Origin of the sequence: Flavobacterium pallidum (assembly GCF_003097535.1) — a bacterium.
In the GTDB taxonomy this organism is placed as follows: domain Bacteria; phylum Bacteroidota; class Bacteroidia; order Flavobacteriales; family Flavobacteriaceae; genus Flavobacterium; species Flavobacterium pallidum.
In genome coordinates, this window is sequence record NZ_CP029187.1 from 958,626 (window position 1) to 972,048 (window position 13,423).

The following is a 13,423-nucleotide window of genomic DNA, read 5'->3' on the forward strand; positions in this document are numbered from 1 at the left end:
TCACCGCTAAACCTTGGCAAAGAAGCGTGGGATATATATTTTTACCAATACATCGAAAAAGCATGAAAAACAGTATTGCCGTTTATGCATTACACATCTGTATCTGTACGGCGTTTATTTTATTGCCTTACGTATTCAGTTCGACCGGGACTTTCCTGAGATTTCCGGATTTCAGCAACGGGCATGACCGCACTTATTTCGGGATTTATTTCGTGTTGCTGATATTCTTCTATTTCAATTATTTCTACCTGATTCCGCAACTTTACTTCCACGACAAGCGGTTCCTTTATGTGATTATCCTTGTATTGATGTTGCTTTTTTTTCTGTGGATTTCCAATTTTGTCGACCGCCCGCTCAACGAAATTTTATCGGCGATGGGATCCTACAACGGCCCTTTACAGAAAGTCAGCCATTCCACGACCGCACCAAAGCCTGCGCAGGACGAACACACCATACTGGTTTATATCATCGGGGTTTTGAGCAGCCTTTTCTTTTCCATAAACAAGCGCCTGCAGGAAACAGAAAGGGAGAAAATCGCTGCAGAACTCTCATTGCTAAAAGCGCAGATCAACCCGCATTTCCTTTTCAATACGCTGAACAGTATTTATTCACTTTCCATAAGAAAAGACGACCGCGCCTCGGATTGCATTGTGCAGCTGGCCGAACTCATGCGTTACATCATGAACAATGCAAACGACAATATGATCGATTTAAGCAAGGAAATCGAATACATCAGCAATTACATTTCACTGCAGAAATCAAGGCTTGAGGAAACAGCGCAGATCAATTATATGGTCAATGGGAACATGATCGGTAAGAAGATTACGCCGCTGATCCTGATCTCGTTTATTGAAAATGCATTCAAACATGGTGTAAATCCGGAAGAAAATTCCGAAATTGACATCTTGATTGAAGTCACAGGACAAGAGCTTAAACTTTTGGTTTACAACCGAAAAGTACATTCGGTACAAGCTGAAAGCGGTATGGGAATGCGGAATACCATCGAAAGGCTCGGGCATTTGTATCCTGACCATAAGCTCGAAATCGCCAATCTTGATAAAAGTTATTCAGTAAAACTGACCATGGAATTATGACAATAAAAGCAATTGCCCTTGATGACGAACCGCCTGCGCTGGCGATACTCGAAAATTTCTGCCGGAAGGTCGAATACCTTGATTTACAGAAAACCTTCACCAAAGCAGATGAAGCGCTGAAATACCTCAAAAAATATCCTGTCGATTTGTTGTTCCTGGACATCAATATGCCGTCTATTTCCGGAATCGATTTCCATAAAAAGATCCCGCACAAGACGATGGTGATTTTTACGACGGCTTATTCTGAATTTGCTGTGGAAGGCTTCAACCTGAGTGCTATGGATTATCTTTTGAAACCGATTTCACAGCCGCGTTTCCTGCAATCGATGGAGCGGGTGAAAGCGCAGATAGAACTCGAAAACCAAAACCAGAAAATCGAAGAACAATTCCTTTTCGTCCGTGCCGATTACAGCCTGATGAAGATTCCGCTCAAAGACATCCTTTTCATTGAAGGGCTTGATGATTACCTGAAAATCCATATCGAAAACCAGAAAACCGTCGTGGCCCGGATGACGATGAAAGCCATAACTGAAAAACTTCCTGCCTCAGAATTTGCCAGGGTACACCGCTCTTTTATCGTGCCGATGTCCAAAATTGAAAAGATACGCAACAAGATGATTTTCATCCGGGAGGAAGAAATCCCGATTAGCGCGAGTTATGAAAAAGATTTCCTGAACAAAATCCAGAAAGAGGAATAAAAATAAAAAGGCGCTTTGAAAGCGCCTTTTTTACGGGGAACAGGGTAAACCTTACAGCAACCGAAGCTGCCTGCGGTCCTTAAGCATTTTGAGGCAAAAAAGGCTTAGTGCGATAATCATGGTTTTATATTTTTTAGAAAGAGGGGACTTCAATTAATAATATGACGGCATTCTCGGACAAGGCCCTGAAAGATACCCGGTTAATTTTCCAGGTAGAGACCGAATCGCGGTGCTCGAGTATCCTGCCGTCGAATTCGAAAGTGCCGCTTATTACGAAAGCAAACAATCCGTTTTGCTTATCGGCCATGGTATAGTTTCCTTCATTTCGGCGGCCGTAAATTCCCATCCTGCAGCTTGCAAACGATGATTCATACAGTGGCATCAGTTGATTGCGGGTTGAAAAGTCGAATTTGTGCTGGAATGAAAACGGCGCAAAATCCTCACGTTTATTCGATATCCAGATCTGAAGGTAATTGATTGGCTCCCCTTCGTATGGATTGACCAGGTCAAAAGCCATGTTTTTCTGTGCTGAAAAAATGCGTATTTCCTCAGTATTGATAATACCCTGGTTGCCCAGCGTATCCATATAGTCGATAGAACCCAGTAAAGGCAACAGCAGTATGTCGGTATTCTCCCGGATGGTCATCGTAACGGATTCGCCGGCACTGAGCGTCTCTTCATTAAATACCTTAAGTGCGCCAAAAGGTTTGCGGGATTCGTCGTAATTGTTCCCGAAATTAAACACTGACAGGCACTTGAAAATATCAGTCTCCATTTTTCCGCGCATTTCCGACTTGTGTATCTTGGCCGGATTCTTCGGGGTAGTTTTGTTGATATTTCTGAAAAGTGTAAACATAAATAGTGTTTTTGGAGCAGAAAAAAGGTTGCTTTAAACCCATATTCCGAAGGCTAAATTACCGGTCATATCACAAACTACAAATTTTTTGAGGCTAACCAAATATTTTAAGAGGTGAAAACCAATATGTTATCCCATAATGCGATTAAAACGCAAGGCAATTCTGAATAATTAAGCCGTTCATCGGAAAAAGTTTATTTTTGTATACAGCATGCATTTGAAAACCATACTTCATAAAAACACACCCATCGCTTACGCTGATTCCGGCAAAGGCACCGCTTTGGTTTTATTGCATGGTTTCCTCGAAAACAGTACCATGTGGGAAGCTTTTGTGCCGGAATTGTCAAAGAAATACCGGGTCATTACTATCGATCTTCTCGGCCATGGCCAGACCCAGCCGATGGGATATATCCAAACCATGGAAGAGAATGCCGATGCCGTATATACCGTATTGCATGAACTTCGGGTGCGTAAAGCCGTATTGGCAGGACATTCGATGGGAGGCTATGTGGCTTTGGCTTTCGCCGAATTGTATCCCGATATGGTTAAAGGGATGGCATTGATTAACTCCACTTCACTTGCCGACAGTGACGAACGTAAAATAAACCGCGACCGGGCGATTAAGGCAGTAAAGGAAAATTACGTGAATTTCGTCAGGCTGTCCATCGCGAATCTTTTCAGTGAAGACAACCGCGAAAGGCTTTCGGCCGATATCGAAAACGTGAAACTGGAAGCCCTTAAAACCCCATTACAAGGCATAGTCGCTTCGCTGGAAGGCATGAAAATCAGGAAGGACCGCGAGGTATTGCTGCATTTTGCACCGTATCCGATCGTATTGTTTTTGGGTAAAAAAGATCCGGTGCTGAATTATGAGGAAAACCTGGAACAAATAGAAAATACGGCAGTGAAACTCATCACTTTTCCCGACGGGCACATGTCGCCGATTGAAAATAAAACCGCGCTGTTAAAGGGATTGATGGATTTTTTAAAATTGATAAAGTAGCCGCTTATACCATCCCTTCGTGTAAATATCCTTTATTGGTGATAAGCCTTTATAAGGTTCGTCGAGCAATACGAATTTAGATAAAATTTGTGTGAGCTATTATAAAACATCGCCTGAATAAATCATCTTAATTTGAAATGCAGTGATAGCTATAGCAATTATAAATATAAAATTCAAACCGCTTACCTCTTGTACTACACCAGATAAATTTTTATCATCCCTAAAACGTGATTTAAATCTGCCATCAATTTAATAATTACATTAAAAATTATTATTGCCAAGCTAAAAAATAACAGGACAAAAAATGTGAATCCAGGAATCATCGCCATTGTGCGAATAGCGTTATAAACATTGATAAATATAAAGGTAAATATAAAATATATGAAAATGAAAATTAACTGAAAACGTAAATTCTTTTGATTACACACTTTATATAATGCGTAATTAAGAATAGCAAAAAAATACTAGATAATGTTGTTACCACACTTTTAATTTATAATACAAATATAAAAACATTTCTTTTTAACATTCAGTTGCGCAATCGTAAACATTTCCGAAGCGTATTGATACATTCCCACTTAAGCCAAATCCAGCAATTACTATAATTTCAAAATGCCATTGCTGAAATAAAAAAAATATTCCTCTTTATTGCCCACTTCCTTCAGCGCCATTGCCGTAATAAATCCAAAGCTTACAAACACCAGTACAAACACACTCAAACCACCAAAAACAGCCGCGAGAAAACTCAGCGGCAGGTTTACAATCAACGTCGTCTTGAAGAATTCGAAAATGTTTAAAAATGTTCTGATACGAAAGGATTTTATGCAATCAATAACTTTTCGAAAGCGCGTATATTGCAACGAAACGTTTAAATTTTCTCCGTAAAAGGGGTTTCACTATCCAGTATTTCTTTCAGCAAAAACACCAACTGTTCCCTGTATCTTAAAGAAACATTTTCATCGACAATCGAAACAACCGTCTTTTCTTCCTTAAAAAGAAATGGCAGGAATCCCGATTTGAGGTTTTTAAACGAAATGATCCCAACTTCAATTTCCTGTCCTTCCGCCTGCGGTGCATACATGTAAGCATAGGCCAATACCTGGATAATCTTGTCGGTTTTGCTGTCGAGTGTCAGGTTTTCCCATTGTTTTAAGGTCACATCACGCGCTTCGACTTTCCCGGTCTTATAATCTACGATGCGGATTTTCCCGTTGCGAAGCTCGATACGGTCGACATTTCCGGCGATTAAAACCGGATGCGGCAAAACTGGATGTTCGAGCAGACGCGAATAATTTTGCTCCAATGCGACGATTTTTACGCTGTCGCCATTTCGTAATGATTCCAATTCTGCAGTGAGGAAATTGAAAATATTGCGTTTTGCCACTTCAAACGCAAGCAGGTTGCGGCCTTTGCGAATGTCTCCCTCTTTGTAAACCAGTCTGAATTGTTCCAAAACCGCTTGATCGATTTTTTTGAAACAACCTTCAATGTCACCGTCCGAAAGGAATTTACCGATAAATGGCTCAAACAGCACGCGAAGCGTTTCATGGATAATGGTTCCTAAGGTATTCAGCGCGATATTTTCCTCAACTTCTTCCACATCGCTGATGCGTAATATTTTTTTGTAATAAAAATCAATCGGGTTGCGGATGTACATAGTCAATGCAGAAGGTGAAAATCCTTTTTCAGAAATCTCCCGAAGCCGCGCCCTCACTTTTTCAGATTTCGGGATGACCAACGGCTCATAGGCTTTTTCCGGCAAAAACGGGCTATAAATTTCCTGTATCAGTTCATGTAACGGCTGCTTTTCTACTTCAAGCTGCGTGATGAAACGGCTTTTTTCGCCGGCATCCAAACCTTCACTTTCCGTATTGTACAACAGGTAAATATTTTTGGCGCGCTGCAGCAGATGGTAAAAATGGTACGTATAAATCGCATCTTTTTCCTTGAATGTGGGCAAGCCCAATTCGCGCTTCACATCATACGGGATAAAAGATTGTTGTGATTTTCCGGCGGGGAAATTCCCTTCATTCATAGAAGTGACAATTACAGTATCGAAATCCAGGACCCGGCTTTCCAAAACGCCCATGATCTGTAACCCGGTCAATGGCTCGCCTTCAAACGATACTTCGGACAGGTCGATAACCTGTTTGTAAATGGCATACAGCGTTTCCACTTTCCCGATTCCCGGATGGGCAGTGTAATGTGAAATGAGTTTGTTGATGACTTTAAAAACCGCAAAAACAAAAGCCTTTGTAATCTTTTCCTCGCGGTTTTCATTGCTGAGGTTATTTTTGATGGTTTGCAGCAAACCTGTAACCGAATCCAGCACGCTGATGTTATCGGTTCCCCACTTTGAAAAAAGCAAAGTGAATAATGCATTTTTCGGGCCAAGTTCAAACAGCCGGGTGTGGGTAATGAAGGTATAATTATTATTGTTGATGATGTTTACCAACTGCTGCGCTCCGGCGTAAGGCTCGATCAATGGATGCGTCAGGATATCAAGCACATCTTTGTAGTAAAAAACATAGGAACTGCGCTGGAGGGCATTGGTATGCATCTTAAAAAATTTCGACACCAGGATTTGTGCCGGATTATTTTTAGCCGAATAACCCATCGTGATATTCAGCGCCGAGGTCGATGCAGGAAGCGCATGCAGCACCGGGATAAGCAGGTTTTCCTCACCTAAAACCAGAGCGGTTTTGTCCCATCGGCTTTCAGGGTTTGATGCCATGATGTTTTCGAGCAATTTTCCGGCGATTTTAGCCTGCCCGACGGTTTTAGGCGTGCCAATGACGCGGATTTGTTTTTCGCTGCTGAAATTGTCCCAAATCCACTCGAACGGATGGCCTTTATAATAATTCCAGTTGTCTTTAAAACGTCGAAGGAAAAGCCCTGCATCATGATAAGCGTCGTCAAGGAAAGCGCGGTCCGCATCCCAAAACACTCTGGCCAGTCCTGCGGAAAGCAAATGCTGGATGATATTTTCTTCGGCAGCATTTAAGGCGTTGAAACCGGCAAACAGGAATTTCTTATTGGCAACAGATTCGGAAAAATGGCTGAGGTTGTTTACTGCTTCGCGATAAATCAATCCCTGGTATCCAATTTTTTTTTGAAGCAGGTGATGGTAAAGCGCATGATAGTAAGCTGGCAAAAGCTTCCAGAAATCAATGTAGTTTTCCAGTAAAGTCGTTTTGTTTTCGGGTTCTACGCCCCAACGTTTGATGTCTTCAATATCTTTGAGGTAGGAAAGGACATGATCGGGATTGAGGAGATAACGGTCTATTTCATTGAAATCCTGAAGTAATGTTTTCGCCCAATTTGCAAACTGTTCGAATGGCTGCGGGTCTTTTTCAGCAATGGAAAGATACACGTCATAAAAACTGAATAACAATTCAATGGGATCAATCGCACGAATGGCTGCGATGTCCTGTATAAAATCCTCGATACTGATGATATTCGGGGAAAAGACCGTTTGCTCAGCTTGTTCCTTAAGTTCATTTACCAGGAAAACCTTTGCGCGTTTGTTTGGAAGGATGACAGTAGTTTCTGTTAAATTTTCAGCATAATCAGCCAAAATTACTGATGCCAGACGAGAAAGAAAAGCGTTTTGACCCATGCCATAAAAATAAAAAAACGCCCCGACTAATCGGGGCGTTCCTGTAATTATTTAAGAGGAGGAAATTATTTTACCAATTTCACTTCTACCCTTCTGTTGTTAGCTTTACCAGCAGCAGTTTTATTCGTATCGATTGGTTTTGATTCACCGAAACCAGCAGAAGATAACCTTGCAGAGTCAATGCCGTTTTCAATCAGGTAATTTTTAACGGCAGCAGCCCTGTCTTCAGATAATTTCTGGTTCATGGCATCTTTACCATCGCTGTCGGTGTGTCCTTCGATGCTGAATCTTGAAGAAGGGTATTCTTTCAAGATGGCAGTGATTGACTGAAGTACAGCATAAGTTTCCTGTTTGAAAGTAGATTTACCACTGTTGAAAAGGATTGTTTTAGCGTAAGCGTTCAGTCTGTTGATCTGCTCTTCAGAGATTTCAGGACAACCGTTGTTTGCTACAGTACCTTTTACATCCGGACATTTGTCGTCTTTGTCAAGAACTCCGTCACCGTCAGTATCTGGCCATGGGCAACCTTTGTTGTCTTTTGGTCCTTTTACAGTTGGACATTTGTCTTCTTTATCCTGGATTCCGTCACCGTCAGTATCAGGACATCCACCGAAAGTTTTCAAACCAGCTTCATCAGGACAAGCATCATCTTTATCAGCTACGCCATCAGCATCCCTGTCTGGACATCCCTGGAATTCAGCAAGACCTTTTTCAGTAACGCAGGCATCATCTTTGTCAAGGATACCATCGCCATCTGTATCAGGGCAACCGTTCAGTTCTTTTGGACCAGCCTGCTCAGGACAAGCATCGTATTTGTCATAGATTCCATCACCGTCAGTATCTTTACCTCCGAATTTGAAAGTAAGACCAGCAAAGTGCTGTAAGTGTGAAGGAACGCCAACCGCCCTGTCGTCATTGTCATTGAATGAATGCTTGTAAGTAGATTGTAATGAAAGACCTACAGTTTCAGACAACCAGAAAGTCAATCCAAGTCCGCCATTTACAGTACCAGCATCATAATCGCCGAACCAGGTATAACCTCCACCGATGTGAAGTGATGGGTCGAACCATTTCGAACCGATCAATTGCATAAAGCTGTATTTGATCACAGCATCAGCAGCGTAGTAGCTTAAATCACCAGGATTTTTTACGACGAAATCTTTTGGGTTTAATTCAGAACGGTAAACCAATTTGTCAATTTTGTTAACAGATCCGGATACGCCGAATGTAAATCCGCTTCCCACATACTTAGATACATTTAAGTAAGATACTGAAGGAAGGATGTTCCAGTTTTCCTTGATGTGGAAAGGTTGGTCGAAATGAGCGAAGACATTCTTGTCTCCCGCACTGGTCCTTGTATCAACAGCATTCACTCCAAAGGAAATGGCCCATGGGTTGTCAGCATCCTGTGCCTGGGAACTCAATCCCAGAAGCAATAAAGCGGCTGCAAAAATTTTGTTTAGATTTTTCATACTTGTTTTTATTTGATTATCATCAGTTAAATATGGAGCAAAAGTAAGCGCTAATTACATAACTACAAAATAAGATGTTAAAAAAAACGCTGAAAAATACTATAAAATTTAGATGTTATAACATTTGAAAAAAATTATATAACCCCAAGAGACTGCCCCACTTCAGTAAATGCATTGATGGCTTTGTCGAGATGTTCTTTATCATGCGCTGCAGATAATTGTACCCTGATGCGTGCTTTTTCCTTAGGTACTACAGGGAAAAAGAATCCAATAACATAAATGCCTTTCTTGAGCAGTTCGTTAGCCATGGTTTGAGACAGTTTCGCATCGTATAACATGACCGGTACGATTGCAGAATCTCCGTCGATAATATCAAAACCCGCTTTTTTCATGCCTTCCTTGAAATAGTTGGTATTCCATTCGAGCTTATCGCGGAGCGAGGTATCTTTCTTCAGCAGGTCAAAAACCTTGATCGAAGCACCTACAATGGCAGGAGCCAGCGAATTTGAAAACAGATACGGCCTGGACCGTTGGCGGAGCAATTCGATGATTTCTTTTTTACCGGTTGTGTAACCGCCCATGGCACCACCCAAAGCTTTGCCTAAAGTTCCGGTAATGATATCAACACGTCCCATCACCCCTTTGGCCTCCAGTGTTCCTTTGCCAGTGGTCCCGATGAATCCTGCGGCGTGGCATTCGTCAACCATCACCATCGCATCGTATTTATCGGCCAGGTCGCAAATCTTATCCAACGGTGCCACCAAACCATCCATAGAGAACACCCCATCGGTAACAATAATTTTGAACCTCGCCCCAGCCTCATTGGCCTTGATCAATTGCTGCTCCAGGTCTTCCATATTGCTGTTTTCATAACGGTAGCGCATCGCCTTGCACAAACGCACGCCGTCAATAATCGAAGCATGGTTCAGGCTGTCGGAGATAATGGCGTCCTGCTCATTAAATAATGGCTCAAAAACACCGCCGTTCGCATCAAATGCGGCGGCATATAAGATGGTATCTTCGGTTCCGTAAAATTCGGCGACTTTCTGTTCCAGGGTTTTATGGATGTCCTGTGTCCCGCAGATAAAACGTACGGACGACATGCCGAAGCCATGCGTGTCCAATGCGTCTTTGGCCGCCTGGATCACTTCAGGATGAGACGACAGCCCAAGGTAATTATTCGCACAAAAATTCAACACGGTTTCCCCGGTCGACACTTTAATCTCTGCACCCTGCGGCGTGGTGATGATTCTTTCTTTCTTGAAAATCCCGTTGTCTTCAATGGCCTGCAGCTCACTTTGCAGGTGTTCTTTGATTTTTCCGTACATAGTTTAGTTATTTATTTAATTTGATTTTTAGATTACCAGAAATCCGACAATCTGATAATCCCTCACAAAGTTACCACTTCCACCCCATCGCCGATATACACCAATATTTTTTTTATCACTCGATATCCCATTTTCCCGATGGCCTGTTCATAGGTCTCAAGCTGTAATTTGTATTTCGGTTGGTGCGCGCCGGTTTTATAGTCTAGCAGCATGACTTCGTTTTTCGGCGTAATGACCATGCGGTCGGGTTTGATGAGTGTACCTTCTTTGCGGATAATGGCCTGTTCGTTCAGGATTTTATTTCCGGCTGAAAAATACAGGTTGATTTCCGGATGTTCTATAATGGAAATGATACTATTTCGAATCTCAGCTTCCTTGTCTTTTGAAATCAGACCGTCACTGATCGCCGAAGCTATTGCGGTATCTACATCTTCTTCAGTGCGTATCCCGGAAAGGATTTCATGCACGAGATTTCCGTATTCGATTGATTTTTGTTGTTTCGTGCCCCACATCAACGATTCGCGCTGCGCAATTTTAATGCTGGACATCTGCAACGCCTCATTTACGGTTTCAATGAGTTGATTATCATTGTTTTTCGGCATTTCTGCAGATAATTTTGCGGCGTTCCCAAAAGCATATTCGTTTTTATCTTCTTCAAAAATCCCTTTCCCGATAAGATAATTTACAAAGAAAGATGACATGTCATTTGCTTTTACTTCACCGTTTGCATTGATGTTTTTGTTTGAAATGATGTACAATTGTTCTTCGGCACGCGTCAGCGCCACATACAAAACATTCACATTGTCCAGCAATTCCTCCTGTTTTTTCTGCAGGTAAATCACTGAGGCATTTTCGCCAAAACCTTCGACAGCACTGCTGTTATCAATCAAGGCTTTCGGTAAACCGATGTTTTCCTCTTCCGTTTCGAGCCAAAGTTTGTCTTTCGGTTTGCGGCTGTAATCTTCTTCTGCAAAAGGCATGATCACAACCGGGAATTCAAGCCCTTTCGATTTGTGTATCGTCATGATCCGGACCGCATCGCTGCCTTCCGGAGAAGGAATGCTGAATTTCTCTGAATTTTTTTCCCAGTATTCCAGAAAATCGGAAATGCCTGCCTGTCCGCGCACGTCCCGTTCCAAGACGATATCCAGGAAATACTGGATGTAAGCGTTGTGTTTTTTTGCAAGAAATGCGTCTATGATGATTTCAACCGCTTCGTAAAGCGACTTGCGGCGCACTTCCTGGAACACCATCGCAATGCCTTTTCCCGAAAGCCAGTGTTCCAGGTCCGTTTCGGTTTCAAAAGCCATACCTTCCGCTACAAAATCATGGACAGGCAATTCGTGTTGCAGGGTTTTCGCCATAAAAACAAGCCATTGCGCTTTGGCTTCCACATCCTTCCCGTTTTTCAGATATCGCAGCAGGCTGATGATCAATCTTACTTCAGAAGCATTTCCGATGACCAAAGTTTCAGACGACAGTAACGGAATGTCGTTTGCGGTCAGGAAATCGGCAACTGCGATGCCTTGTCCGCGTTTGCGGGTTAAGATGGCTATATCATTGTAATGAAATCCGAGACTGAGGACTTTTTTAATCGTATCCAATGTGGCATTTACATACAGTTCAGTTTTTTCAGTCGCCTCATCCTCTGCGGAAGCGTCAGGAAGAAATGAAATATTGACGTAGCCACCTTCTTTGTGGTTGGACTTCTGGAAACTCTGCTCCTGGTATAGCGCGCGGTAATCGACATGGTCAAATTCACCGGACATGTACCTGAAAAAATCATTATTGAAATCAATCACCTGCGAATAACTGCGCCAATTGGTGTCTAAAGAAAATCGTTCTTTTTCCGGATTGTTGAAAGGATTATGGCCTTTTCCAAGCTCTATGAACTGCTCCGCTTTCCCGCCACGCCAACGATAAATGGATTGCTTCGGGTCGCCGACGACCATTAAAGTGCCTTTTTGCCCCGTCTCATCCTGCCCGGAAAGCGCATTGTCAATCAGCGGGATCAGGTTTTGCCACTGCATTTCGGACGTGTCCTGGAATTCGTCTATAAAAAAGTGGCGGTAACGCTCGCCCAGCCTTTCATAAATAAACGGTGCGGGCTGGTTCTGGATTTCGCGGTGGATGATGGCGTTGAATTCGGCGATGGAAAGCACGTTTTGTTCCTTTTGAATGTCAGTCAATTGTCTGCTTACGGTGCTCAGCAGCGATAAAGGTGTAATATTTCTGAGAAATGCGCGATAAAAATCCCGTCTCCCAAAATTTTTGTACACCTGTGCCAGGATCGAAATCCATTCCGGGATAAAGCTTTCGATTACTTCGCGGTCCGCGGCGGTTTTATTGATGCGGAAATCTTCGGTTTCGCGATACGTTTTGTTTTTCGGGTTGAAGCGGCCTTCAATAATGGATTCGAGGTGTTTTGGGAAATACTGCCCTGAAAACGATGCCGGATTGATGTTGTTGACCTGCATGATTTCCAAAGCATTTTTGGCAAACGCAACCGCACCTGCTTCCAGTTCGTTAATGCTTTCAATGAGTTGGTTCTTGATGGCGATGAATTCCGGGATCGTTTTTTCATTAAAATGAACGATTTCGTGGCGGTTGTTTTCATTCAACGCCAATCTTCCCGTTTCGAGGATTTCGCGTGAAATGTCCCAGCTTTTGTCGTCATCGGTTTTTTCCATCGTGAAATCGACGAGCAGTTTGGTCAGCGTTTCGTCTTCTCCGGCGCGCGCGATAATGGTGTCGACCGCTTCCGCCAGAAGGTTTTCGGTGTCGAGCGTGACTTCGAAAGTAACGGGCAGGTTCAGGTCATGGGCAAACGCGCGGATGACGCGGTGCGTGAATTTATCGATTGTGGAAATATCGAACGCCGCATAATTGTGAATTAAATGCCGGATGATCTGCTGCGCCTTTCGTTTGATTGTTGCTAAAGGAATCCCAATTTCTCCGGAAATGGTTTCCATCAGCGCGACGGCTTTCGCGGAAGGATCATCTTTTGCAAATTCGGACAAATTGCCGACGATGCGCGACTTCATTTCATGTACCGCCTTATTTGTAAAAGTGATCGCGAGAATGTTACGGTACGCATCGTTCTTCTCGGAACGCAGGATGATTTTAAGGTATTCCTTGACAAGGGTGTAGGTTTTTCCCGATCCGGCCGAGGCATCATAAAGCGAGAAAGAGGGTGTATGCATGGTGAGAAATTTCAATTGATGTAGATGCGCCAGCCCCGATGGAAGCGGCATCCTTTTTCCGGCTCCTTTAGCCGGGAAAAGATATAGCGGACAGCGGGATTATGCTCCTGAAAAAACAGAAATCAAAACAATCGATTATTTTAATTCAAT

General features: G+C 42.8%; 8 protein-coding genes. 3 read left to right on the top strand and 5 right to left on the bottom strand.

The window, feature by feature from the left end; all coding sequences use genetic code 11:
• Positions 1-62: 62 nt before the first annotated feature.
• Both HYN49_RS03945 and HYN49_RS03950 read left to right on the top strand, forming a co-directional pair.
• The gene (locus HYN49_RS03945) at positions 63-1,094 is read left to right on the top strand and encodes a sensor histidine kinase (RefSeq protein WP_108902909.1); all 1,032 of its coding nucleotides are present in this window, start codon (positions 63-65) and stop codon (positions 1,092-1,094) included.
• Positions 1,091-1,792, top strand: a complete 702-nt coding sequence (locus tag HYN49_RS03950) for a LytR/AlgR family response regulator transcription factor (RefSeq protein WP_108902910.1) — start codon at positions 1,091-1,093, stop codon at positions 1,790-1,792. The genes HYN49_RS03945 and HYN49_RS03950 overlap by 4 nt, the downstream gene beginning before the upstream one ends.
• A 133-nt stretch (positions 1,793-1,925) precedes the next feature.
• On the opposite strand, the gene HYN49_RS03955 is transcribed toward HYN49_RS03950, so the two are convergent.
• Positions 1,926-2,648, bottom strand: a complete 723-nt coding sequence (locus tag HYN49_RS03955; RefSeq protein WP_108902911.1) for a pirin family protein — start codon at positions 2,646-2,648, stop codon at positions 1,926-1,928.
• A 217-nt stretch (positions 2,649-2,865) separates the two neighbouring features.
• On the opposite strand from HYN49_RS03955, the gene HYN49_RS03960 reads away from it, so the two are divergent.
• On the top strand, positions 2,866-3,651 hold the full coding sequence (locus tag HYN49_RS03960; protein ID WP_108904944.1) for an alpha/beta fold hydrolase: 786 nt from the start codon (positions 2,866-2,868) through the stop codon (positions 3,649-3,651).
• A gap of 868 nt (positions 3,652-4,519) precedes the next feature.
• Here HYN49_RS03960 and HYN49_RS03970 read toward each other — a convergent pair.
• The 4 genes from HYN49_RS03970 to HYN49_RS03985 form a co-directional block, all read right to left on the bottom strand.
• Entirely contained in the window at positions 4,520-7,270 is a 2,751-nt protein-coding gene (locus tag HYN49_RS03970; RefSeq protein WP_108902913.1) for a PD-(D/E)XK nuclease family protein, read from the bottom strand.
• Between the two features lie 65 nt (positions 7,271-7,335).
• Positions 7,336-8,742, bottom strand: coding sequence for an OmpA family protein (locus tag HYN49_RS03975; protein WP_108902914.1), 1,407 nt, complete (start codon positions 8,740-8,742; stop codon positions 7,336-7,338).
• A gap of 134 nt (positions 8,743-8,876) precedes the next feature.
• Positions 8,877-10,070, bottom strand: coding sequence for a glycine C-acetyltransferase (kbl, locus tag HYN49_RS03980; RefSeq protein WP_108902915.1), 1,194 nt, complete (start codon positions 10,068-10,070; stop codon positions 8,877-8,879).
• Positions 10,071-10,132: 62 nt separating this feature from the next.
• Positions 10,133-13,273, bottom strand: coding sequence for a UvrD-helicase domain-containing protein (locus tag HYN49_RS03985; protein ID WP_108904945.1), 3,141 nt, complete (start codon positions 13,271-13,273; stop codon positions 10,133-10,135).
• Positions 13,274-13,423 lie beyond the last annotated feature (150 nt).